This window comes from Martinezella calliandrae (assembly GCF_030272695.1).
Classification (GTDB): Bacteria; Pseudomonadota; Alphaproteobacteria; order Rhizobiales; family Rhizobiaceae; genus Rhizobium; species Rhizobium calliandrae.
On the sequence record NZ_JARFYN010000031.1, the window covers coordinates 1 to 24567 of the forward strand.

20 protein-coding genes, 3 pseudogenes and 1 riboswitch are annotated in these 24567 nt (G+C 57.2%); of the genes and pseudogenes, 6 read left to right on the forward strand and 17 right to left on the reverse strand.

Annotated elements, in window-relative coordinates:
* A pseudogene (locus PY650_RS21710) lies at positions 1-130 on the reverse strand (acyltransferase); the annotation flags it as partial.
* A gap of 331 nt (positions 131-461) precedes the next feature.
* Here PY650_RS21710 and PY650_RS21715 point away from each other — a divergent pair.
* Positions 462-1389 (forward strand): annotated as a pseudogene (locus tag PY650_RS21715) (LysR family transcriptional regulator).
* A gap of 110 nt (positions 1390-1499) precedes the next feature.
* Positions 1500-1634: a hypothetical protein gene (locus tag PY650_RS21720; protein WP_285881618.1), complete on the forward strand. Its 135-nt coding sequence runs from the start codon at positions 1500-1502 to the stop codon at positions 1632-1634.
* Positions 1635-1774: 140 nt separating this feature from the next.
* On the opposite strand, the gene PY650_RS21725 is transcribed toward PY650_RS21720, so the two are convergent.
* Complete coding sequence (locus PY650_RS21725) at positions 1775-2296, reverse strand: helix-turn-helix domain-containing protein (RefSeq protein WP_285881619.1); 522 nt, start codon at positions 2294-2296, stop codon at positions 1775-1777.
* 683 nt (positions 2297-2979) lie between these two features.
* On the opposite strand from PY650_RS21725, the gene PY650_RS21730 reads away from it, so the two are divergent.
* Both PY650_RS21730 and repC read left to right on the forward strand, forming a co-directional pair.
* The gene (locus tag PY650_RS21730; RefSeq protein WP_285881620.1) at positions 2980-3459 is read left to right on the forward strand and encodes a protein psiB; all 480 of its coding nucleotides are present in this window, start codon (positions 2980-2982) and stop codon (positions 3457-3459) included.
* Positions 3460-4402: 943 nt separating this feature from the next.
* Positions 4403-5695 (forward strand): plasmid replication protein RepC, encoded by a 1293-nt coding sequence (gene repC / locus PY650_RS21735; RefSeq protein ID WP_285881621.1) that lies wholly within the window; start codon positions 4403-4405, stop codon positions 5693-5695.
* A 224-nt stretch (positions 5696-5919) separates the two neighbouring features.
* Here repC and PY650_RS21740 read toward each other — a convergent pair whose 3' ends face one another.
* The gene (locus PY650_RS21740; protein ID WP_285881622.1) at positions 5920-6387 is read right to left on the reverse strand and encodes a helix-turn-helix transcriptional regulator; all 468 of its coding nucleotides are present in this window, start codon (positions 6385-6387) and stop codon (positions 5920-5922) included.
* A gap of 884 nt (positions 6388-7271) precedes the next feature.
* Here PY650_RS21740 and bioB point away from each other — a divergent pair.
* Positions 7272-8036, forward strand: a pseudogene (gene bioB / locus PY650_RS21745) (biotin synthase BioB); the annotation flags it as partial.
* Positions 8037-8289: 253 nt separating this feature from the next.
* Here the strand turns inward: bioB and PY650_RS21755 are convergent.
* From PY650_RS21755 to fixL, 3 genes are all read right to left on the reverse strand, one after another.
* Positions 8290-8964: a helix-turn-helix domain-containing protein gene (locus PY650_RS21755; RefSeq protein ID WP_432761562.1), complete on the reverse strand. Its 675-nt coding sequence runs from the start codon at positions 8962-8964 to the stop codon at positions 8290-8292.
* Positions 8965-9471: 507 nt separating this feature from the next.
* The gene (gene fixJ / locus PY650_RS21760; protein WP_285881624.1) at positions 9472-10101 is read right to left on the reverse strand and encodes a response regulator FixJ; all 630 of its coding nucleotides are present in this window, start codon (positions 10099-10101) and stop codon (positions 9472-9474) included.
* On the reverse strand, positions 10088-11560 hold the full coding sequence (fixL, locus tag PY650_RS21765; RefSeq protein ID WP_285881689.1) for an oxygen sensor histidine kinase FixL: 1473 nt from the start codon (positions 11558-11560) through the stop codon (positions 10088-10090). The genes fixJ and fixL overlap by 14 nt, the downstream gene beginning before the upstream one ends.
* Before the next feature lie 295 nt (positions 11561-11855).
* On the opposite strand from fixL, the gene hemN reads away from it, so the two are divergent.
* On the forward strand, positions 11856-13208 hold the full coding sequence (hemN, locus tag PY650_RS21770) for an oxygen-independent coproporphyrinogen III oxidase (protein WP_285881625.1): 1353 nt from the start codon (positions 11856-11858) through the stop codon (positions 13206-13208).
* A 174-nt stretch (positions 13209-13382) separates the two neighbouring features.
* Here the strand turns inward: hemN and PY650_RS21775 are convergent, their stop codons facing one another.
* The 11 genes from PY650_RS21775 to ccoG form a co-directional block, all read right to left on the reverse strand.
* The gene (locus PY650_RS21775; protein WP_120708914.1) at positions 13383-13607 is read right to left on the reverse strand and encodes a hypothetical protein; all 225 of its coding nucleotides are present in this window, start codon (positions 13605-13607) and stop codon (positions 13383-13385) included.
* A gap of 226 nt (positions 13608-13833) precedes the next feature.
* On the reverse strand, positions 13834-14445 hold the full coding sequence (locus PY650_RS21780; RefSeq protein ID WP_285881626.1) for a thiamine phosphate synthase: 612 nt from the start codon (positions 14443-14445) through the stop codon (positions 13834-13836).
* Positions 14442-15215 (reverse strand): thiazole synthase, encoded by a 774-nt coding sequence (locus tag PY650_RS21785; RefSeq protein WP_285881627.1) that lies wholly within the window; start codon positions 15213-15215, stop codon positions 14442-14444. Before PY650_RS21785 ends, PY650_RS21780 begins: the two co-directional genes overlap by 4 nt.
* Before the next feature lie 3 nt (positions 15216-15218).
* Positions 15219-15416, reverse strand: coding sequence for a sulfur carrier protein ThiS (thiS, locus tag PY650_RS21790; RefSeq protein WP_285881628.1), 198 nt, complete (start codon positions 15414-15416; stop codon positions 15219-15221).
* Positions 15416-16387, reverse strand: coding sequence for a glycine oxidase ThiO (gene thiO / locus PY650_RS21795; RefSeq protein ID WP_285881629.1), 972 nt, complete (start codon positions 16385-16387; stop codon positions 15416-15418). Before thiO ends, thiS begins: the two co-directional genes overlap by 1 nt.
* Before the next feature lies 1 nt (position 16388).
* Entirely contained in the window at positions 16389-18215 is a 1827-nt protein-coding gene (thiC, locus tag PY650_RS21800) for a phosphomethylpyrimidine synthase ThiC (RefSeq protein WP_285881630.1), read from the reverse strand.
* 92 nt (positions 18216-18307) lie between these two features.
* A riboswitch (TPP riboswitch) is annotated at positions 18308-18440 on the reverse strand.
* A gap of 193 nt (positions 18441-18633) precedes the next feature.
* A complete protein-coding gene (locus PY650_RS21805; protein ID WP_285881631.1) occupies positions 18634-19314 on the reverse strand; it encodes an OmpW/AlkL family protein in 681 nt (226 codons plus the stop codon).
* 419 nt (positions 19315-19733) lie between these two features.
* Positions 19734-19895, reverse strand: a complete 162-nt coding sequence (gene ccoS / locus PY650_RS21810) for a cbb3-type cytochrome oxidase assembly protein CcoS (RefSeq protein WP_285881632.1) — start codon at positions 19893-19895, stop codon at positions 19734-19736.
* Positions 19892-22192: a cation-translocating P-type ATPase gene (locus tag PY650_RS21815; RefSeq protein WP_285881633.1), complete on the reverse strand. Its 2301-nt coding sequence runs from the start codon at positions 22190-22192 to the stop codon at positions 19892-19894. The genes ccoS and PY650_RS21815 overlap by 4 nt, the downstream gene beginning before the upstream one ends.
* Entirely contained in the window at positions 22189-22674 is a 486-nt protein-coding gene (locus tag PY650_RS21820) for a FixH family protein (protein WP_285881634.1), read from the reverse strand. The genes PY650_RS21815 and PY650_RS21820 overlap by 4 nt, the downstream gene beginning before the upstream one ends.
* Positions 22671-24245, reverse strand: coding sequence for a cytochrome c oxidase accessory protein CcoG (gene ccoG / locus PY650_RS21825; RefSeq protein WP_285881635.1), 1575 nt, complete (start codon positions 24243-24245; stop codon positions 22671-22673). Before ccoG ends, PY650_RS21820 begins: the two co-directional genes overlap by 4 nt.
* Positions 24246-24567: the final 322 nt, after the last annotated feature.

Consider the following 24567-nt stretch of genomic DNA (forward strand, 5'->3'; position numbering starts at 1 on the left):
CCTCGAACGGCTTTGCATTAAAGGCCCCGGTTGGCCCATAGGTCTTTCGAAAGAACTCGGCGAGTTCGACATGTTCGGCGAGTTCCAACTCGCTTTCCCAGCGCAGTCTCCACTGCACGTCAGCGCGCATGCAAAGACCTCCTTTTGCTTGCTGTAGTTCTCAGAGAAACATCGTGCGATTGAAGCAACGGCTCGTCTGCTGGACGTCGGTTGCAGTCATTATCGATTGTGACGCTAAACAATCGTGAAAGTAGAGCCTTTCTATGCCGCTCGCGTCAGAGGTGGTTGACTCTCTCAATACTTCCGACCTTCCTCAGTCGCTTGTACACTTGCGCCGATGTACTTGTCTGCTATTCGACATACTTGTCAGGTTATCGACATTTTTCTCATGCACCATCGGCGCAAATCGGTAAAATTGATTGTTTGGATAGCATCCATCCACGGTTTGGATGAAGGATAAAATGCGCTTTAAAGGACTCGACCTAAATCTGCTTGTTGCGCTCGATGCACTGATGACCGAGCGTAATCTGACGGCGGCGGCACGCAACATCAACTTAAGCCAGCCTGCCATGAGCGCGGCCGTTGCTCGATTGCGCGCCAATTTCGACGATGAATTATTCACGATGAATGGGCGCGAACTTGTCCTGACGCCCCGAGCAGAGAGCCTCATTTCGGCAGTCCGTGAAGCTTTGCTCCACATTCAGCTCTCCATCATTTCCTGGGAGCCATTTGATCCCTTTCAATCGGATCGCCGTTTCAGGATCATCCTTTCCGATTTCCTCACGCTGGTGTTTATGGAAAAAGTCGTGAAGCGTGCGGCGCGCGAAGCTCCCGGAGTGAGCTTCGAATTTCTGCCTCTTGCCGATGATTACGAAGAGCTTCTGCGCCGCGGCGAAGTCGATTTTCTAATTCTGCCGGAAGTGTTCATGCCAAGTGCGCATCCCCGAGCGAAACTGTTTGAGGAGACACTCGCTTGCGTCGGCTGTCACTCGAACGAGCAGCTATCACAGCCGCTTACGTTCGACAGATATATGTCCATGGGTCATGTCGCGGCCAAATTCGGGAATGCCCGCAGGCCTTCCATCGAGGAATGGTATCTGCTCGAACAACGGCTTCAAGAGACGTATCGACGTCGTCGTGCAGGGCTTTAGCATGATCCCACCCGTGCTAACGAATACCAACCGTATAGGGACAATGCCGCTGCGACTGGCTCAACATTTCGCAAAAAACCTGCCCCTGCGGATCATGGAACTTCCACTGCCACTTCCTGCATTCACCGAAGCCGTTCAATGGCCTGCGCTTCACAACGGTGCTCCGGCAAGCCTTTGGATGCGCGGGATCCTGTTGCAGGAGGCATCCCGCCTTGCTCCTTCGCTCGCAGATCGTTGAGCGTCTCGGGCACGCCTGGATCTGGAGGCAGATGTAGATTTGAGCCATTCCGGGCGGGATCTCGCCAGATCAACGCAGACTCAGGTGCCAACAAATTAGCAGGAATGTCTTTGAAGGCGGCAATGGAGCGTCGCTTTCAAACAGTCGTCGATGCGAGCTTGCAATCATTGGCCTGTGTTGACTACCGCATTGATTTCGCACCCGAAGTCCCGGAAGAACATTGCGTCAATTACGTGCTGGAGTGAACGTGGGCTGAGGGCGGGACTTGGCCCATAGGATAAGCCGACAAGTCGAGCCCACGGGTTCCGCGCCGGAATGGCATGCTCAAATTCGATCGACCGTCGCAGCGCCCCTTGCGCCTTCCCCGAAAGCTGTGGCGCACATTTCATGATTTGCCGTCGCCACCAGGGATATCGACGGCAGCGCGACACGAAGGGTTATCTGCCGGAGCGCCATCGCCATGGTCACAGGTCTCTCCTATGCGACCTAACAAGCAGAAAACGTCCCGCAAAGTCTCTTCATCGAAGGTCCGCAACTTCTCGATACAGCCCAGCAGCAGAACTGCTTTGGCTTCAGTCCGACCCCAAAGATGGGGTGCTGCCGGCGCAATAATCTCTTCCGGAGTTGCGTCCAAAACCTCACAAAAGTGAATCAGTCGACCCACTGTCAGACGAGAGACCTTATTTTCGTAGCGGCCATAGACCTGTTCGCTGAGACCAAGCAAGGGCGCGAGCTTCGAGCGAGACAGTTTTCGTCTGTCGCGAGCCTCGCGAAGGCTGATGCTGATCTGTTCTTCGAGTTCAGCGCTAAGTGCTATTCGCCCGTCAAAAGGTTTTCGATAGACCGGCTTGTTTATGCCTGGATCGTCGATTCGCTTTAAACCGAGTTCTTTAATCCATTGCTTCAATGATGGTCCTGCCATTGCTCGGACTGAAGGTCAGCGCTCAGGACCTCTTTATACGGATAAATGTCGCCGTTAAAACCTCTAATGTCAAATTTCCGATCTTATTTGGCGCATGTTATGGACGCACGATCTCATGAAAAATTCGCCGTGCCTGAAACTATATAAATATATATCAAATGGTTAAGTGCGCATTGCGTGAAATCCACCTCGCATGCGGAACCGAGTTGGCGCACCAAATTGGCTACCGTTGGGACAATGTGAACGCGGGAGCCTGCGAAGGACTGGCTCAATCGCTCCGCCAAACCGCGCTTCCCCGCCCTCAATATCCATCATAGGTTGATTATTTGTAGGAATATGGCTCGACCAAATAGCTGCCTCAAACTCCTCGTCGCGAAAACAAGCAATATGTTTGGCGCACTCGCAGCATCTTGTCATTTCGCAATTCCGGTAGAAGATTCGAAATATTCCAACAAATTCAGCGTCATATCCGCTAATTTCGCGAAAAGCAGAATCGGACTTGATCGCAAAAAACGTGCCAAATTGGCTCGGAAAGCATTTACACAGCTCGGAGAAATCAGCATATTGGGCCGCGTTGTCGCTATCCAGGGTTGGTAACCCAAATCACCGGCCCTTCTCTTCATTTTTGTACGACACGAGATCGCTTCAAAAAATAGAAGGCTGAGGAAATGAAAAAAATCGCATACGTGTTGGAGTCGGAAACCGCCTTGTTTCGAGCCGTTAAGTTGCATCGTGGAGGTGGAGATAGCATTGCACCGATCTATGACCTGATCGGCGGCAGGGTGATCGAGATGATCCGCTTTGACGAAAAGCACTGGCTGTTTTTTGACGAGGACGCATTGCGAGACGGCCTAACCGCCTTCACGATCTTTGATGGCTGCCCGAAGCCGCTTGCCGGAAATATCGTTCTTATCGGAGGCGACGGTGGACAGCTTTATCGGTCGCCATTGATAACGATTGCGGATGCGGCAGCACGCTTCCAATGTTGCCGACCGGTGCTCGACCCTGTCTTTGTCACGACTGACGACATGACGTCGAAGGGTCTCATTCTTGCGGGAGCATTAGCGAGCTTACAAGTGCGCATTGATCGCCGGCCCCCAATGCTGGAAGAGAGCCGATATCATGACAATCATCGTTCAATACAATGATATCATCGCCACACTCGCGGGAACGTCCGCGAGTGTGGCGGCAAGGCTGCGCAACGCAGAACTGACGGGTCCGTGCATTTGCAGGTGATCGATCATTGAATTGCCGCCGCGGCACTGCGGCCAGACAGATTATGGATATAATGGAGCCCCAGGGAAAGGCCCGCAACTATTCACAATCTCAATATGGGGAACCCGCGCATCGGTAGGCGATAATCCGACCAGAAGATCCGATCTCACGCCGGCGGCAGAAACCGGGTTCATATGGACTCGCTGGGCGGCACACCAGAACCCTCCTGCTGCCGTCGCCAAGACCTTGCAAGGAGACGGCCGGAAGGGCTGATGACGGAGCGGTCATCAATTGCGTCGATGATCAGCCGGCCGATCATGGTCTGGTTTTGGAAAACCTGCCCTCGCCCAAATCGCCATTCCATTCAGCCATCCAGATTCACATCCGCGCTCCTCAACCGTAAGTACGGGAGGGCCGCCGCGTTCCAGGCTGGTGTCATTGGTCCGATTTTAAAGCGCTTGGCGAATTGTCGAACCCATATCCATAAGGCGAACCAAAAAGGCTCGCGCAAAACGGCATTTATCCAGGCCGCTCAATCTTCTAAAAGTAATATAAAATCAATGACCTAACTCGCAGATCGCCCCGACTGTGACGTCAAGTAGCAGCCCAGATCGGTACATATCTTGCGCCAAATTGATTTGTTGAGATATGCTTTCCGCATTACCCACAACGATCCCGACACATGAGCCGGGCTTGAAACGGAGATGACGAAACCGACCAGAAAAAGAAAACCGCTCCCGAAGAAATCCGGAAGCGGGTCTGTAAGAGAATAAATTAAGCCAAAACCTTTCTCGCAGACCCTTCCTTCCTTGTCAACAAAAAACACCAATTTGGTGAACGGCGGAGCTTTGCCTGGTCCCGAATGGAGACGAGGACATGGACGATACGACCCCCCATCAGCGGCCAGTCGGCCGCAAGATGACGCCCCAACGCGCCGAATTCCGGCGCTTGGCACAATCGGCAGAAGTCGGAATGGTGACCCGTGCCCAATTGGCGGTGCTTGCTCAAAATCTGACTTGCACAGGTCTGATAAACGGAACCGAAAGCCATCTTTTGCTGATATTGATCAACACCGCTCCCGCCGATGCCTTCGACAAATCGGGGCAACCAATCGTCTTCAAATCAAACCGTCAATTGGCATTTGAGGTCGGACGCTCGGTCGGTCGGGTCAGTCGAATGCTTTCCCGGTTTTTCGATCTGGGCCTGATCACGATGCAGGACAGTGGAAATTATAAACGATATCCGATCAGAAACAGTGACGGCGACATAACGGATGGATGCGGTGTCGACCTTCGAATATTAATCGCGCGCTATGGCGAGCTCGATCGCCGTGTAAAAAAGATCCGGGCGGAGAAGAAGGCGACCGAAGCGGCGCTGCGACGCTATCGAGGCGCGTTGCGAAATACCCGTTATGCACTGGCTGCCGCTGATCTTAGTGCAACGGCGCGCCGACGCGTCGCCGACCGTATCGAGCGCATCAGCAATTATGTCGGCATTGCCGCCAAGGCATCCAACCATATGCTACGTCGCGCGACCTTCCTTCTTGAATGGTCCATCGACCGGCTGATGCAGCTGGCCCCTCGACGTCAGGGCCAGCTTGAGGCAGAAAAAACGACACGTTTAGATGTCGAAAACGACATGCACAAACAGATTACACCTCCTTATCAATCAGAACGTAGTAATGGCCAACCTGCTTCGGTTCATGCTGGACGGCTTGGTTTTCCAAAAGCCGGCGCCGCCAGCAACCGGGCCTTGGAACAAAGCGCGGCGGCCCGGCCAGGCTCAATCGGCGAGCGGGACACTGGGCGGCAGGCCCTGGTTGCCCTCAAGGATGTCTTGCGCGCAGCGCCGACGCTTAAGGAGCTTGGATGCAGTCCCAACAACTTTCGGGACCTTGTTCGGCTGACACCGATGTTGTGCCGCTTCACCGGTATTTCAGAGGGTATCCGTAGCAATGCCGTCGCGACGATGGGCGAACTGCAAGCAGCAGTCGCAGTGGCAATTACCCTTGAAAAAACCAACCGGCAAGAAGTCGCCTCGCCCGGCGGGTATTTGCGGGCAATGACTGAGCGGGCTGCCGCTGGCAAATTACATCTTGCCCGCTCGGTCTTCGGGCTGGCCGCCCGCAGCGGTCCGGAGGCATTTGACCGAACCGTCGGGCAAACTTAGCTGACGGCCGATGGCGATATCATCATCGGCGTTGCCGCAATCGGCGCATGCGATGATCAAGCAGAAATGAAAGGATGTGGCCTCACGCCGCGCAAGTGCGATGTCGTTATTTCAGAAAGAGGATGATGGAGAACATCTTTGGCGAGATCACCGGTTAAGAGGAGCGTCGGCTGGCCGGGGCGGTTCATGGCCAAGATCCGAGCTTACCAACGCTTGACGTCTCGTCAGATCGGGTTGTCGTCGGCGGTCATGCGCCTCAAGAGCCGAATGAGGTCGTGCGTCGCGTCGCTCGGAAGCTTTCTGACTATTCGATCCAGCGTAAGACGATCCTCGGCTTCCTCCTGCGTGCGCCCCCAAAGATGCGGCGCGGCTTCAAAGATCATATCTATGGGCGTGAAGCCGAGAATCTCACAAAGATGGATCATTCGGGTGACCGTCATTTTGGAAAATGCCCGTTCGTAGCGACCGTAGACAGGTGTCGACAGACCGAGCATTGGCGCAATATCTGCGCGAGTGAGGCCCTTGGCCTCGCGCGTTTTTTTCAGAAAGGCGCTGATCAGTTCTTCCATGTCTCCCAGCGTCGTCACGTTGCCGTCAAAACCGGGCTTCCGATAGATCGGCTTGTCGACTTCCGGATCGGTGGTGTCCACGAGGCCTTTTGAACTTTTGTAGCTTGCTAGATCTTGCGTCACCGCTCGTCCCTTTTTCCAGCAAATTGCTGGTTGGCTTGGCTCACATCGGAATCGACTTGGATCATCTGTTTCCACCGCTTTTTAGTCGTTTTCCATACCTTCATGAACGATCTTTTTCGCTTATAACAACTTTAAAGCGTTTAGCCAAATTGCTTCAGTAAACGCCTGGCCGACGCACTCAAATCTGGGGCGCAATATCGGCGGTCGGATTTGAAAAGGAGCAAAAGTTCTTCATCGCGACCGCGTCCTCATGATCACTATTGCCTTGAAATACGGTCGAAATTGGCGACATGCCTCGAAGCGGCTCAAGATAGTTGTTCGCGGTCATCATACGAATACCACGTCAACGGCCGACCCGAACGTGCGATCCATTTTCGTGTTTGTTTATATCCCATTTGGTTAATTGGAAAAGGAAGATTTTGACACTGATCAAAGAGCTGCAGGAAGGCTTGGCTGGTGCGCTCACTTTCCAGTTGAACCCGCGCGACTTTGTGAAGCCACCGCGGACGAATGACCGAGACAGAGCTCTTCGCAAACTGACCCCGCGAAAGCTTCTTTTGCGCCGGCATCGGCGTTTGCGCAGCTTGTTGTCGCGCCAGTCGCTCCAACCCCGGATCGAGCAGCCTAATTTAAAGGCCGACGAATAGACCTTCGAGGAACTTCTGTCTCGGATCCGCCGCCGCGACCGTCCGCCTCATCTTTTGAACCTTCGGCGGTCACCGCCATATGAGCCCCTTGCTTGGCAGCTCACAGGATTATAGATAAATTCATATTTTATCGATAATTATTCTGCAACGAGACGGGACCGGAGATGCTTTGACGGCTCTGCTGCAACAAAGGATGGGCGCAAAGCCTTAAGATTAGGTCATTCCGAAGCCGAAAAAATCTATAATCTGCCATTCAACGATTTGCTGTTTCGCGCGCATAGCATGCATCGGGCGAATTTTGATCCCAACACCGTGCAGATGAGCCGGCTGCTTTCGATCAGGACCGGCGGCTGCGCCGAGGATTGCGGCTACTGCAGCCATTCGGCACACTATCCAACCGGGCTCAAAGCGTCGAAGCTCATGGAGGTCGAGAGGGTTGTCGCCGAGGCGGCCAAGGCAAAAGAGGGCGGTGCAACGCGTTGTTGCATGGGCGCTGCCTGGCGCAGCCCGAAAGAACGCGACATGGAGGCGATCGTTGCGATGGTTCGCGGCGTCAAGGCACTCGGCATGGAGACCTGCATGACGCTTGGCATGCTGTCGACAGGGCAGAGCGCCGAACTCGCGGCTGCGGGCCTCGACTATTACAACCACAATATCGATACTTCCGAGCGCTTCTACAGCGAGATCATCACCACCCGCACCTTCGCCGATCGACTGGAAACGCTTTCGAACGTACGCGACGCCGGGATCAAGGTCTGCGCCGGCGGTATCCTTAGCATGGGGGAAACAGCCGACGACCGCATTTCAATGCTGGTGACGCTCGCCAACCTGCCCTCGCCGCCGGAAAGCGTGCCCATCAACATGCTCATTCCGATCCCTGGGTCGAAGCTCGCCGATGCCGCGCCGGTCGATCCCATCGAGTTCATCCGCACCATTGCGCTTGCGCGAATTCTGATGCCGCAATCCCATGTGTGCCTGTCAGCTGGTCGGGGATCGCGCTCTCCCTGTCAGTATCGCATCGAGCCACGCCGTTCATTTCGGGGGAAAAGCTGCTACTGACGGCCGCAGGAGCCGGCCTGACCGGAGGTGCCGTCGTTTTCGGCACATAGTCCGGCAACATGATCCAGGTGAACGCATCCGAGAATGAAATCAGCTGATGCGCGTCCGCCGAACCATGTCCAAGACGAATGGTGGCACACCGGATGGAAGACAACCACCTGTTGCTGCGACCTGCAACGTGGCTGCGTTGTACTGATCAACCGGTTCGTGCAGGCTCAGATGGCGAGGCGGCATCTCCACAGAGCGAACGAAGAGCATCGGGGTTCATAATGTAGACTATCCTCGCATGTCGCAGGGCGATGACGCTACGCTCCCTCAATTCCGTTATGGCGCGCGAAACAGTCTCGATTGTCAGGGCGAGGTAGTCGGCAATATCCTGCCGCGACATGGCGAGTGTTAGCTGCCGAGTGCCTCCCAAGCGGTTGGAGAGATCTGTCAAAAATAAAGCGACCCGCTCAATGGCAGACTGCCGTCCGATAACCACCAGGTGTTCCTGAGCACGCTCCATGCCGTCTACCGCAAGCGCCAGAAGTTCCGGCAAATGCTGCTGGACAGGGCCTCGCTCAAACACCGCCATTCTTGTCTCGGCGATGGCTTCGGCAAAAAACCGATGCTGAGGGCCAGCTTCGAAGCCGAACATTTCCCCCGCAAGATGGAAGGAAACGACCTGGCGACCTCCGTTCGCGAAGACGCGGGATACCCGAACAGCTCCAGCAGAAACCTGAAAACACTTATCCGTGGCGTCGCCTTCTGCGTATATCTGTTCGCCACGCTGACACGTCACGATCGAGTGTACTCTCGGTATTTGCGCCCTGACGATTTTCGCGGGCATCGCGCAACTCGGTACTGCGGGCTTAACATTGGCATGCATCTCATATCCCCCATCGTCCGGGGAGATTGCCGGTTCTTATCACGGTAATAAATCCGGTTTCATCACTAAGAAAAATTACTTAGGCGCAACGCTGGACGGTCTCATTGCCACTTTATCCATATCCGCTTTAAGACCTGTTCGTCATTGGAAGCGGCCGCTCACAACCGTCCTGAGATCGTGCTGCTGATCGATTTGGTCGGAAGGACCAGGGCAGCCTGGCCGCCACTGCGGGCGCTCAATCGATAAGCAGATGGCATGTCACCGCAGTTTCTGCAGAAATTCCGCGCGACTGGCTCGATCTCATGCTGACGTCCGGTCGCATGACGCGCTTTTTTCGAGGAGTTTCTCCGTCCGAGACATCGCAGGATCTAGGTGAATAGTCCTTCAACTTTAAGCGCACGGGCCAAGGGCAGAGATCACCGGAGATCCCAACGGTTCCCCGGAGATCAAGCATTGTCATTCCGTTTTGCATTAATGGCTTGCGCTAGAATGCCGCGTATGGCGAGATCAAGGCCGCGAAGACGGCTCGAAGTCGACAGCGAGAGCCATGCGGACAAGATGCGGAAGGTTTTTTGCTTTCATTTTCGACATGACGCTGGCGCGATGAACGTCCACCGTACGACGGCTGATGTCCAGGTCATGTGCGATCGATTTGTTCGGACAGCCGGCCACCACAGCAAAGAGCACCTGGCGCTCCCTTTTGCTCAGGGTTCGGACGCGTGCTTGAATGGAGGCGATCTCGTCGACATTAGCATCAGGGCCGCGCAAACGCTCTGAGGCTCGTTCGATCGCCTCTATTATCACGCTATCCTCGAAAGGTTTCTCTATGAAGTCGAGTGCACCCGCTTTCATGGCTTCGACCGCCACCGGCACATCGCCATGTCCGGTGACCACGATGGAAGGAATGGGGATCTTTTTCACGCCAAGTTGGCGGATGAGGTCAAGACCTGACATCTCGGGCATCCTGAGGTCAGTGATAAGAATTCCCCTGTGGACGTGCGGGGCGAAGGAAAGAAACGAGATGGCCGATTGATGCGCCTTAACGGCATAGCCGTTCATGGCCAGTATGAAGACGAACGATTTGCGCATCGGCTCCTCATCGTCGACGATATGAATCGTAAAGTCAGTTGGTTGCATCCGTTTTTCCTTCCACATAGGCGGGAAGCGTGAACTGGAAGGTGGCTCCACCAGCAGCGTTTTTTGAGACTGTCATTTCACCTCCATGGGCTTCGACAATACGTTTCGAGATCGAAAGGCCGATCCCCATCCCACTCGCCTTGGTCGTGACGAACGGCTTGAAGAGCTCCGCGGCAATTTCTTGCGGAATGCCTCCGCCGGTGTCTTCCACGATGACGGCGACTTCGCCCGCTTCGGTTGGCATCGTGCGGATAGTGAGCTCGCGATGCTCGACGTGGCGCATTGCCTCTATGGCGTTTCGCATCAAATTGATGAGGACCTGCTCGACCTGAACACGATCGACCATCACCATCTCAGCGCCGGGCACGTATTCGAATACAGTCCTGATGCCGTTTTCGCGGCAACCGACAAGCGCCAGCGCGCCTGCTTCCTTCACCACTTTGCGAATGTCTTCGGGTGCCCTTTCCGTTTCGCCTTTCGTGATAAGCTCCCTGAGATGTTTGATGATCTGTCCCGCCCGAAGGGACTGACTTGCGATCTCCTGTAGAGCATCTCTCATCTCCGTTGCGACGGTGTTGTTCCTGTCGCGCAAGAGCCTCGTGCACCCACAAGCGTAATTTGCGATCGCCGACAGAGGCTGGTTCAGCTCGTGCGCAAGGATAGATGCCATTTCGCCCATTTCGCCCAAACGGGCCAATCTCGCCAGTTCCGCCTGTATGCTTTCGAGGCGGGCGGCAGATTCTTCTCGCTCCGTCAGATCTCTTATGAAGCCGGTGAAAAACCGTTCACCACCCGATTCCATCTCGCCCACGGTGAGCTTCAAGGGAAAGGTCGATCCATCATTTCTTCGCCCAACGACGACGCGATCGATGCCGATGATGCGCTTCTCGCCGGTTTTAAGGTACCGTTGTATATAGCCGTCGTGGTCGCCTCGATGAGGTTCGGGCATTAATATTCGCAGGTTCTCGCCGATGACTTCCTGTTCTGCATACCCGAACTGCCGGATGGCGGCGGTGTTGAAGGAAACAATCGTGCCATCGCTGGTACTGACCACCGCAGCGTCGGGCACTGTGTCCAATATCGATCTCAGATGCGCATCGCGGGCTGTGACGACAGTCTCAAACTTGACGATGGCGTGTCTCGTCGCCTGCAGCGCCTCTCCCAGGCAAGCAATCAGCAGCACCGATGCGCCGAAGAAAACCAATTCGACAACAGTCGGATCGGCGGCATCGTGTAGTCGCTGAACGAACACAGCCGAGGCAAGCGACGCGCCCGCGGAAAGAACAATCGGTTTCAAGCCGCCGACCATTGCGACGATCAGAATAGCGGGAGTAAACGACAATAGAGTTAGGTTGTCGCTGATGAACTGCGATAGGGCCAATCTCAGTGCGAGAACGCCTAACGGTGCCGCCACGATAATATAGCCGGCGATCGGTTTGCCTCGCCACCTGACGAACATCTTACCGATTCGCGTGGTCCCACCAACGCTTTGTGAACGCGCTCCGTCATCCACCAGAGGATTAGGTGCTGTCGCCATGCTGAGCCTCTCGACTGTCAGAGCAAGATTGAGCCGAACGCTCTTCATTGACTAACCGCGGCGGCTCCCATCATCATTCGCATGTGGGTCGGCGTACGACCGCAGAACATAAATCAAGAGAAGTCCGAAACACTTTTTGTTGTCGATCAAAGAGCTATGCAAAGCGCGTGCCTAAGATGCCACGCATTCCCAACCGCTCTCTGTAGAAGGATTTCGAATGCAATCGGCTCTTATTGTAAAATATGGCGAGGAGCGCCTGCCCCGCTACACGAGCTACCCGACATCGCCGTGCTTCACACCCGATGTTGATGACAGCACCTATGGCGACTGGCTTACCGCCGTCCCGCTGGAGAAGGCGGCATCGCTTTACGTGCACATACCGTTTTGTCGGTCGATGTGCTGGTACTGCGGCTGTCACACGACGATCACGCGCGGCGACCGACCGATCGTCGACTATCTGCAAATGCTGCGCGAGGAGATATGCCTTGTATCTGCAAGGACGAAAGCGCCGATCAATATCGACCACCTACATTTCGGTGGGGGAACGCCAACAATCATGGGGCCGAAAAAATTGCTAGGGCTGATTGAGCTTCTGCATGAGCATTTCGGTTTCACCGATTCCACGCAAATCGCGTTGGAAATCGATCCGAGGACGCTAGATCAAGAGATGGCGACGGTTCTCGGAGAAGCGGGGATACACCGAGCAAGCGTCGGAGTGCAGACCTTCGATCCAGTGGTGCAGAAGGCGATCAACCGTATCCAAAACATTGAACAGACGATGCAGGCGGTTTCTCACCTGCGTCGGGCGGGCGTCGATAGCATCAATTTCGATCTTGTGTATGGCCTGCCACACCAGACGGTCAAATCCTGCATCGAGACGACCAAGGCCGCAATCGAGATGTGTCCTGACCGATTCGCAGTCTTCGGCTATGCGCACGTACCTTCCTTCAAAAAGCATCAGCGACTGATCGACGAAGTCGCGCTCGCCGACGCGGAAAGCCGCATTGCCCAGGCAGAGGCAATCGCGGAAAACCTTCTTGCAGCCGGCTATCGCCGCATTGGGATCGACCATTTCGCTCGGCCAGGCGACAGTCTGGCGATTGCGCAGGCAAACGGACAACTGCACCGCAACTTTCAGGGCTATACGACTGACGCATGTGAAACGCTCATCGGGTTCGGTGCGTCGGCGATTGGCCGCATGGCAGGTGGCTACGTTCAGAATGAGATACACCCCGGTCGCTATGCGAAGCGGATTGTATCCGGGCGTTTGGCCATAACGAAAGGCTACCGTTCGTCGGCCGAGGATCGACTGCGGGCAAGCGTCATCGAGCGCCTGATGTGCGACTTCCAAGTCGACGTCCCGGCGTTGGCTGCTGTAAAGGGCTTGGAGTCCGGCGCACTTCTCGACGGTAATGTCAGGCTTGCCATGCTAGAGGCCGACGGAGTTCTTGAAAACACGGGCGGCGTTATTCGTTTGCGGGAAGACGGGCGATTCCTGATCCGCGCCGTTGCTGCCGCTTTCGATTCGTACCTGCTGCAATCTGCGCGGAACTACAGCAAGACGGCTTAAAGTTCTTCTCTGCACTGCCGGAATCATACCGGGGAAAGGGGACGGGAGCGGCTTCGACGTGTCAGTTATACCGCCGGAAAGCCGCTTGGTTTCTAAGCGGCTTGCCGGGGCCGGACGAAGAGTTGTTGGCAGCCATCTTGCGCTCGCACCAACGAACGCGGATGGAACCGAAAACTAATTTGCCGCAACTCTTCGAGCGAGAGCCATCACATATTCATCTGCGATATCTGCCAAGGTCAGAGCGACCTCGGATTCCTTCCAACCGGCGGCAACAGCCGTTAGCACGAACTCTCGAAATGCCCCGGTCAGTACCTCCTCGCGCTCGACAACGCGATAGGGGTCATTCGCGGCGTGCTGAGGGGCGCTGATCTTTATTGTTGTCGGTCGGATAGGTGTCATTGAGACCTCCCCCTGAAGGTATGACTTATTGCAGATTTGTCCTGCACCTCTGTCTTAACTGCATCGCTATTATGCTTCTTTTCTAAAAGGTTAGGCGGGGTGTGTCGTTAGCCATGCATCCGGGAATTTGCCGGAGCGTCCATTTTTGAAATTGCTGGTTCGAAATTCTTCGCTTTAGGTGTGGGGGCGGTGTCCCGACGCTGCGGCCACAAACGCCGGATGACGTTCACGGGTACCTCAAGGTCTTGGTTGTTGCGATCCATTCCCTGGTTTTCTGTTCCGGATTCTCGCTCAAGACAATATCGGTCACAACTGCTGCACTATCGGCCCCATTTTCAAACACGCCGGCAATGCGCTCAACGGTGAGCCCGCCAACGGCGACAAGCGGCAGGGGGCCGATGCGGCTCTTCCAGTCGCGCAGCCGGCCGAGACCTTGCGGCGCCCAGGCCATCGCCTTGAGAATGGTGGGATAGATCGGACCGAGCGCGATATAGGCCGGGCGCACCGCAAGCGCTGCCGCTAACTCCGCCTCGTCATGCGTCGAAAGTCCGAGCTTCAAGCCGGCCTCACGGATGGCGGCAATATCGGCCGCCGCCAGATCCTCCTGGCCAAGATGGATGAAATCACACCCTTCCTCGATGGCAAGCTGCCAATAGTCGTTGATGATCAACTGGCATCCATGCGCCACACAGACTGCTTTTGCCCGCCGGATGTCTGCGCGTATATCCGATAGCGTTCGTTCCTTGATGCGCAGTTGCACCAGCTTGACACCAAGCGGAACCAGCCTTTCGATCCAGGTGGCGCTATCGACGATCAGGTAGAAAGGATCCAGCTTCACGCGAAAACCGCCTTTCCGATTACAGGCGTCGACGGAACCGCCATGTCGCGCCGCTCCAGCATGCCGGCGCCGAAGGCCTGCCTGCCGGCATCGATGGCCTTGGCAAAGGCTTCCGCCATGATGGCGGGATCGCCCGCGCCGGCAACCGCGGTGTTGAGAAGGACCGCATCGAAACCCAGTTCCATCACGGTCGCTGCATGCGACGGGCGGCCAATACCGGCGTCGACGATCAGCGGCACCTCTGGAAAATGCGCCCGCATCGAACGAAGGGCCAAAAGGTTGAGCGGCCCCGCCGCAGTGCCGATCGGCGCGCACCAGGGCATCAGCACCTTGCATCCGGCTTCCAGCAGGCGCTCAGCCACCACCAGATCGTCGGTCGTATAGGGAAAAACCTCGAAACCTTCAGTGCTCAGAACTCGCGCCGCTTCCACAAGAGCGAAGACATCCGGCTGCAGCGTATCGTGATTGCCGATCACCTCCAGCTTGATCCAGTTGGTCTGAAACACCTCGCGCGCCATCTTGGCCGTCAGCACCGCCTCGGATACACCGTGGCAGCCGGCCGTATTGGGAAGAACGCGAACACCGAGCGCCCGGATCATATCGAAAAACGCGCCGCCATTTCGCCCGCCGGCCGTTTCACGTCGTAGCGACACCGTGACAATTTCCGTCCTGGATCGCATGACAGCATCGGCTAGGACGGCCGGCGAGGGATAACGCGCGGTGCCGAGAAGGAGGCGCGACCCAATCTGGGTTCCATAGAGATCAAGCATAGTTCAGCCTCCCTGCATTGGGGTCAGGATCTCGATCCTGTCGTTATCGTTCAGAAGATGGTCGTCGCGATCCTCGCGATGAACGAGTTCGCCGTTGACGGCGGTTGCAAGCCACTCGCCCTCATATTCGAGCGCCGTTAGAAGCTGCGAAAGTGTAGTCGCGGCAATTGTCTCGGGTTCGCCGTTGATGATCAGGCGCATCAGGAGCTCCTTTGTTTCGTTTGTCCGGAAAAAACCATATCCGCGGCTTCGACCGCCATTGCTGGCGCCAGCAGAAAGCCGTGGCGATAAAGACCATTGAGGAAGATGACATTGCCCTCCCGCGTCACCCGGGGAAGGTTGTCTGGAAAGGCCGGGCGTATGCCGGTGCCAGTTTCGACGATGGTGGCATCGGCGAAAGCGGGATGCAGCGCATACGCGGCGTTCAGCAGCTCCATCAGCGAGCGGGCGGTGATCTGCCCTTGGAAGTCCGTTTCAATCATTGTCGCGCCGACCAAGAACAGGCCCTTGCCGCGCGGCACGATATAGACGGGAAAACGCGGATGCAGCAGGCGGACAGGACGCGCAAGGGCGACTTCCTCCGTCTGCAGATAGAGCATCTCGCCCCGCACACCGCGTAACTCCCGGCTTTTGCCGATGCGCGCGGCCCCGGTGCAATCGACGATGTCAGGGAACTCGCGGTCATCCGCGATTTCATTGACGAAGGTCACACCCTTCACCAATAAATCCGCTTTCAGTGAACGTAGCGCCTCGCGCGCGTCCAGATGGGCTTCCTGCGGAAAGAACAGGCCTTGCCGGAAGCGAACGGCAAGCCAAGGCTCGAGGACGGGGATTTCGTCTTCGTCAACCCAACGATAACCCGTCGTGCGGCTAGCGAATCGCTTCAGCTCGCTTTGATCCCGGTTCGGCGCGACGACAAGCGTTCCGTTGCGAACGACCTTGCCCGGCAGCATCACGTCCCATCGGTCGGCGGAATCCCGACCGCGTTCGAGCACGGCCTGATCGGCACTTTCCCGCTCGCACCATGGCGCCAGCATGCCGCCGGCGAGCCAGGAGGCGGCTCGCCCGAAGTTCGGATTCGGGTCGAAGATGGTGACCTCAGCACCGCGAGCATGAAGTTCGTGAGCCACCGTGAGGCCGGCGACACCGGCTCCTTTGACGAGGATACGCATGTCACTCGGCCGGATGTGCGGTTTCATCGATCGGCATGTAGAGGTCGCCGCCCTCCCGGTATTTCGCCGCCATCGCTTCCAGTCCTTCCTTCTGCGCCTCGGCGCGGATGTCGTGCGAAATCCGCATGGAGCAGAATTTCGGACCGCACATCGAGCAGAAATGCGCAACCTTGTGGGCTTCCTTCGGCAAGGTTTCGTCATGGAAGCTGCGAGCCGTATCGGGATCGAGCGACAGGTTGAACTGGTCCTCCCAGCGGAACTCGAAGCGGGCACGCGACAATGCGTCGTCGCGGACCCGGGCGGCCGGGTGCCCCTTCGCAAGATCCGCTGCATGGGCGGCGATCTTGTAGGTGATGACGCCGGTCTTGACGTCGTTGCGGTCGGGCAGACCGAGATGCTCCTTCGGGGTGACGTAGCAGAGCATGGCCGTGCCGAACCAGCCGATCATGGCCGCGCCGATCCCCGAGGTGATATGATCGTAGCCCGGCGCGATATCGGTCGTCAGCGGCCCAAGCGTGTAGAAGGGCGCCTCGCCGCAAACGGCGAGCTGCTTGTCCATGTTTTCCTTGATCTTGTGCATCGGCACATGGCCGGGGCCTTCGATCATCACCTGGCAGTCTTTTGCCCAGGCGATCTTCGTCAGCTCGCCGAGCGTTTCGAGTTCGGCAAATTGCGCGGCATCATTGGCATCGGCGATCGAGCCGGGGCGCAGGCCGTCGCCGAGCGAGAAGGAAACGTCATAGGCCCGGCAGATGTCGCAGATCTCCTCGAAATGCTCGTAAAGGAAGCTCTCCTTGTGATGATGCAGGCACCACTTGGCCATGATCGAGCCGCCGCGCGAGACGATGCCCGTGACGCGGTTGACGGTCAGCGGGATGTAATGCAGCCGCACGCCGGCATGGATAGTGAAATAGTCGACGCCCTGTTCTGCCTGCTCGATCAGCGTGTCGCGATAGACCTCCCAGGTCAGCTCCTCGGCAATGCCGCCGACCTTTTCAAGCGCCTGATAAAGCGGCACGGTGCCGATCGGCAGCGGCGAGTTGCGGATGATCCATTCGCGGATGTTGTGGATGTTGCGGCCGGTCGATAGGTCCATAACGGTGTCGGCGCCCCAGCGAGCCGCCCAGACCATTTTCTCGACTTCCTCGGCCATGGAGGAGGTGACGGCGGAATTGCCGACATTGGCGTTGATCTTCACCAAAAAATTCCGGCCGATGATCATCGGCTCGCTTTCCGGGTGATTGATGTTGGCCGGGATGATCGCCCGGCCGGCTGCGACCTCCTGGCGGACGAATTCCGGGGTTACATGATCCGGAATATGGGCGCCGAAGCTCTCGCCATCGCGAATCAAGGCTTCGGCTTTGGCCTTGCGGCCGAGATTTTCGCGGATGGCGATGAATTCCATTTCCGGCGTGATGATGCCGGCGCGTGCATAGGCGAGCTGGGTGACCGCCTTGCCGTCTCTGGCCCGCAGCGGCTGGCGCTTGGCCGGAAATTCCGGTGTCAGCCGCTCGCCAGTCACAAAGCCGTTGTCTTCGGGACGCACATGCCGGCCTTCATAGGCCTCGACATCGCCGCGGCCGAGCACCCAATCGCGGCGCAGTTGCGACAGGCCCTGTTCGATGCGAATATCTGCTCCCTCGACGGTATAGGGGCCGGAGGAATCATAGACGACGACAGGCGGCTCGCCCGAGGTCGGATGGACGCTGATCTTGCGCATCGGTACGCGGATGTCGGTGTGTATGTCTCCCGGAATGTAGATCTTCCGCGACGCCGGCAGCGGGCCGGTGGTGACGGTCGGGGTGAGGTTCTTTGCGGCAATGGTCATGGTTTGAGGCTCCAAGTTGCAGTTGGAGACCCAGTCAATCAGCCGGAATGATGAAAAGACGCCGGTAGGGAATCCGCGCGGGAATCCGAAGCCTTCGAGCGCTTGCACCGTCCCTACGCCAGTATGAACTGGATCAGGTTCAACGGGTCACTGCGCCCACAATCGGCAAAGCCGTATTGTTCAGCAGTATCTCAGCCCCTTGCCGGGACCCCCCTGGTGAATGGGAAGATGCTAATGCTTGCCAGATGAAGCTGTCAAGCCGGCAGCGATCTGCGTTGATTGGTCCTGCATGCTCTCCATTTGACGAACCTTTCGGGAGGCGTGGTAGAAGCTGCTGCTTGCAATGTCGTTCTTGACCATATCGCAAGCGCTTCTTCTATCGCAAAAGGGGTTGCTGGTCGCCCAGAAGCTTCATCGACTAGAAACGATAGGTCACGCCGGCGCCGAGCAGCCATGGATCGAGCTTAGCCTTGCCACTGACGCCAGCGCCACCGACATTGGCATCGAAATCAGGCCTCAGGAAGATTTTTTTCGCGTCGAAGTTCATGCCCCAATGGTCGTCGATCATATAGTCGAAGCCAGCCTGCAGGGCGACACCGAATGTGTTTCTGACATCGAGGCTGCGCGCAGTTTTTCCTGACTGGTTGTAGAAGACCGTGTAGTTGACGCCGGCGCCGACATAAGGCCGAAAAGCGCCAAGCTCGGTGAAATGGTATTGTAAGGTGAGCGTTGGCGGCAGCAGCCAAGTCTTGCCGATCTCGCCAAGCGCTGAAATCGAGCCGCCGCCATGGACCTTGGCGTAAGTGGTACCGAGGATGAGTTCCGCAGCGATATTCTCGGTGAAGAAATACGAGATATCGAATTCTGGTATGATCGTGTCCGAGAAGGAAAGATCCGAACCCGGCAATCCGTCGACGCGTCCAGAATCGGTGGTGACCACACCAAGCGCCCGCAGCCGCATCTGCCAAGGGCTTCGGTTCGCCGCCACGGGAATGGGAGCCCTACCTTGGGGTATCGTCAGATCGGCAGCTTCTGCAGTGCTAACGGCAACCAATGCTGCGGCAGCGATGATGGCGCGTGCGATGTCGTTGGAAGTCATCCTTGTCTCCTTCGATCCGAAATTCGTTCAGTCGAGGAGCAGTAGCATCGGCTGGCTCGCCATGATTTGAGGCGGCTCAACTAAAGGAGATTAGTCTGTTTATCGCGGACAAACCCGCTCCTTCTGTGGCAGTTTCGCAACAATAAGACACGTGAAAAGGTGCTTGCTGCGGCGAATTTGCGCGACAGCAGCAAGGGCGGCGGGAAAGCCCTTTTGCTGCGGCTTGACGGTATACTTTCGTGTTTGGCATGAGACGAGATCGACTATTCCCAGGCGATCGGAAAGCAGCGGGCAACATCAACCCGGTTTCGGCTGGTCATTGCGGAAGTAGGCTGTTCGAGCGGGACCGTCGGTGATTCCCGGCACTTGCGAAACCAAGGCAATTTTATTCCTTGTCAACAGTGCTTGCTATTCTCGTTTTATTGCTCCTCATCGGGTGCATCACCCTCATTCTCTAGAATGCGCCAGGAAGCGCCTTCCAAATCGTCATACTGCCCGCTCTCAAGCGACCACAGAAATGCTCCAATGCCAAGCGCACCCATGAACAAAGCAAGCGGGATCAAATAGATCAGCACGCTCATGAAATGGAGACCTCCTTCTGCGGGGCGGGATCGGCAGCACGAGCCTCGCATACCAACCGAACTCGCCACCCATTCAGGCGCAATGTATTCGTCACGACTATCAGCGAAGAGCAGGACATTGCGATGGCTGCGACAAGCGGCGTGGCATGGCCCGCGATGGCGATGGGAACAGCGAGCAGGTTATAACCGATGGCAAGTGCGAAGTTCTGTCGGATCAAGGTAGTTGCTGTTCGCGCAAGTGAGATTGCTTCGGGAACCGCGTCGAGCCGGTCGTTAACGAATACGAGGTCCGCAGCCTGCCGGCCGATGTCGGAAGCGGTCGCGGGCGCCATCGACACATGTGCTGCCGCCAGCGCCGGCGCGTCGTTGATGCCGTCGCCAACCATCATGACCCTGTTGCCGGCCTCGCTCAAACGGGCACACTCCTCCACCTTCTGCTTCGGATTGGATTCGGCAATCCACCGATCCATATGCAATGCTCGTGCCGTCGCCGCGACCACGGCTTGCCGGTCGCCGGACAGGATCATTGTCTGCAATCCCGCGCGACTAAGTTCGCCGATAGCCTCGGCTGCCCCGGGGCGAAGCGTGTCTTCCAAGTAGAACCGGGCGACTTCGATGCCATTCCTCGACAGCACGACCTCGCAGAGCGAGCCATCGGCTTCTTTTTCTTCGCGCGGCGGGATCAAACAAGCGAACCCCGTATTGCCGAGACGATATAGGCCGGCAGTGGTTTCGACCTCGAGGCCCGCGCCCGGAATCTCGACAACGCTGTCGAACCGTTGCCCATTGCCACCGGCACTCCGCAGCAACGCCAGGGAGAGCGGATGGCGGGAATGCTCTGCAAGACCTGCCGCGATCGCCTTTTCCTCCGGCCCCACCTCCGCCATCTCGACGAGCCGTGGCTGGCCCATCGTCAACGTACCGGTCTTGTCGAACACGACGGTATCGATTTCAGCGAGCCGCTCCAAAGCGGATCCGTCCTTGATGATGATGCCGCGGCGAAACAGGCTGCCCGCGGCAACGACCTGGACGACCGGCACCGCTAATCCAAGCGCGCAAGGACAAGTGATGATCAGCACCGCGACCGCGACAAGCATGGCATGCTTCCAATCTCCGCCAAGGAAGCCCCAGGCAAGAAAGGAAGCCAGCGCAAGCAAATGAACTGCCGGAGCGTAAAGGCTTGCTGCACGATCCGCGATCCTGCGATAGCGCGCCCTGCCCCCTTCTGCCGCCTCCATAAGGTTTATTATTTCTGCAAGCAGCGAGTTTTCCGCCGTCTTCGTCGCGCGAATGGTCAATGACGCCATGAGGTTCATCGCGCCCGATCTCACCTCCGCGCCGTTCGCGACGGCAACTGGCGTGCTTTCGCCCGTGACGACGGTGAGATCCAGCTCGCTCGTGCCGGCGGTCACGACGCCATCGACAGGGATGCGTTCGCCCGCGCCAATGAAGACGTGATCACCGATGCGGATATCCTCAATCGCGGTGTAGCGCTTGCTGCCGTCGGCGGCTATTACCGGCGCGCCGCGTGGCGCAAGCCTCGCCAGGCTGTTGACGGCAGCCCGCGCCTTTTGCCGCATCATGTAATCGAGCGTGCGGCCGATAAGCAGGAAGAACAGCAACGACACGGAGGCGTCGAACCATGCGTGCTCCCCGTGGTGGATCGTCTCCGACAGTGAGACCGCATAGGAAAGCGTAACGGCCAGCGAGATCGGCACGTCCATGTTGGTGCGCCCGTGCTTCAGAGCATTCCAGGCAGATTGGAAAAAGAAGCGCCCGCCATAGATCAGCGCCGGTGCAGCGATCATCGCGGAGATCCAATGGAACAGGTCACGGGTTGCCGCATTTGCGCCAGACCAGACAGATACGGACAGCAGCATGATGTTTACGGCTGCAAAGCCGCAGACGCCGACAGCCAGCAGCAATTGATTGCGCAGGCTGTCGGGCTGGTTCGATGCCAAGGCGGACGTGAAGACGTGGACGCGATGGCCTGTGCCCATAATCGTAGACAGAATACCGGTAGGATCGACCGGTGCGTCCCCCAATCGCTCCATATAGATGCAAGTGACTCGCCGGGCGGTCAGGTTGACCCGGGCATGCTTTACATAGGGAAGTTTCTGCAACGCCCGCTCGATCGTCGAGATGCAGGCTCCGCAGTGCGCATCGGGAATGCTGAGGTCAAGTTGACGCAATCCATCCCCCAACGGATGGCTCGCAAGAGCGATCTCTTCAGCACTGAAAGAACGATTGCTCGATAGTCCCAATGTGCTTTCGGCGTCCATGGTGCGACAAGTCATTGCCCAAACTCCGCCGTATCGATGCGCACGGCTTCGTGCATCACCGTGACCTCTTTCTTTCGGGAAATGATTTCCACGATCCAGTCGCCTGGCTGAACGTGATGCGCGGCCCGGAAATGGCCTTCATCCTCTTTCACCAGATCCAGTCGGAAATCCTCGTGATCGCCGACCGGTCTCCTGAATGTCAGCATAACGTCATCGACCGTTGCCGGCGATCCGTCGCGATTGTGAATATCATAGTGGATGACGTCGCGGCGGACGGACAGATTACCGGAAATGCCGCCGGCGGCCATCGCGCGCATTGCCGCTGCCTTACCGTTGAATTCCTGGCTTGCGACATAGGTGTTTTCAACCACGAGCCCGCTCCATTTCGTAGACGCAAGAATTGCCATCGTAACGTTCACTCCAATGACCACGGCGAAGAACGCGGCCGTGACGATCAGCATGTGACGGCCGGTAAACGTGCGGGCTGCGGCTCTCATTTGCGTATGTCCGGTGTATTGAAGGTGGCATGGTAAGTTGCCCTGTCCTTTTGATTTTCGCCCTCTACGACAAACAGGAATTCGCTGGCGGCCGCAGCCCTTGCGTGTTGTGTCACGTACGCCTTGAACGTGGTGACCTGGTCCGCAGCTGCCTCGACTCTGAAGCTGCGTCCGCCTTCCTTCGACAGTTCCGGGATTTTCATCGTCGCGCCATCCAGGCCCTCGAGCCGAATTTCGATCTTGCGCGGCATCGGCACCATGTTGAGCACACGAAGCGAATACCCATTGCGGATCGAGCCGTCCGATTCCAGGACGTATTGCGGATTCCGATCATGGAGCACGTTCAGTTCCAGCCGTTCGCGCAGCGCCAAATGTGCGAGCATGGCCGCACCGATCGAAGCCCACATCGCTGCATAAAAAATGACGCGCGGCCTGAAGATCACCCGCCAGTTGAAATGCTTAATCTCCTCAACAAAGCTGCCGTCAGCATTTCTGATGAGATTAGGCTGCGCCAGGCTCCTTCCGCTATTGGTCGCAATACCTGCATTTGCCGTATAGTCGCGCAGGGTCGCATACGAGACCAGAGCGCGTGGCTTGCCGATCTTATCCATCACGCCATCGCAGGCGTCGATGCATAAGCCGCAGGTTATGCACTCCATCTGCTGGCCGTTGCGGATGTCTATCCCCATCGGACAGACCACGGCGCAAGCGTTGCAGTCCACGCAATCGCCGATGGCCCGGCCCGCTGCCTGCGTCTTCTTGCCGGGCCGGGAGCGAGGCTCTCCGCGCCAGTCGTTATAGGTGACGACAAGGGAGTTTTCGTCGAGCATGGAGGCCTGTATACGCGGCCAGGGGCACATATAGATGCAGACCTGCTCCCTCATCAGCCCGCCAAGGGCATAGGTCATCAAGGCGAGAACGGCGACGGTGACGTAGGCAACGTCCGGCGCCTCTCCTTGGACCAACGCGGATGCGAGAGAAGGCGCGTCCGCGAAATAGAAGATCCACGCGCCGCCGGTAAGAGCGCCGATCAGCATCCATATGGAGTGCTTGGCAATCCGCTTCGCAATCTTTTTCGACGTCCAAGGGGCCGCATCGAGTTTCCTGCGCGCGTTGCGCTCTCCTTCGATCGCCCGCTCGACGACGAGGAAAAGATCAACCCATACTGTCTGGGGACAGGCGTAGCCGCACCAGGCTCTGCCTACGACGGAGGTCAGGAGAAACAGGCCGAAGCCGGCCATCACCAGCAGGCCTGCGACATAGTAAAACTCTTGCGGCCATATCTCGATCGAAAAAAAGAAGAAGCGACGGGACCCAAGGTCGAAAAGGATTGCCTGATCCGGAGCATAAGACCCGCGCTCCCAGCGGATCCAGGGCGAAAGATAATAGATGCCGAGCGTAATCAACAGGACGATCCATTTGAACCGTCTGAACCGGCCGTGCGCCCGTTTCGGAAACACTTTCTTTCGCGGCGCATAAAGCGGTTGGCGATTGCGCCGGGCGCAAGCGTCGTCGATACTTGGCCGTTCGGCGCGATCGTCACGTGGGCTGGGAGCCGTGTTGAGGTTCATCGCATGCCACCCTGATGATGATCCTCATCTCACATTGGACGAGCCGAGCGTTCTTGACACAAGGCTGGGAGAGAGCGAGCCGTCGGCTCAATCAAAAGGAGAGCCACACTCCGGGAGGGGTGTGGCTCGGAGGAACTACGGGGGAGAAGCCCGCAGGGACGTCCTCCAGCGCCGGATAATATCAGCTTGCGATCCTGCAATCTTTGCGTGAAATCAAAACGTGGCCAAAATTTCCAATCTCGCAGATAGGCTTTTGACCGCTAGAACCCAACGGCTTTGTTCAAATGGAAATTTGTTTGTGATCGATGCTGACGACGTCGCG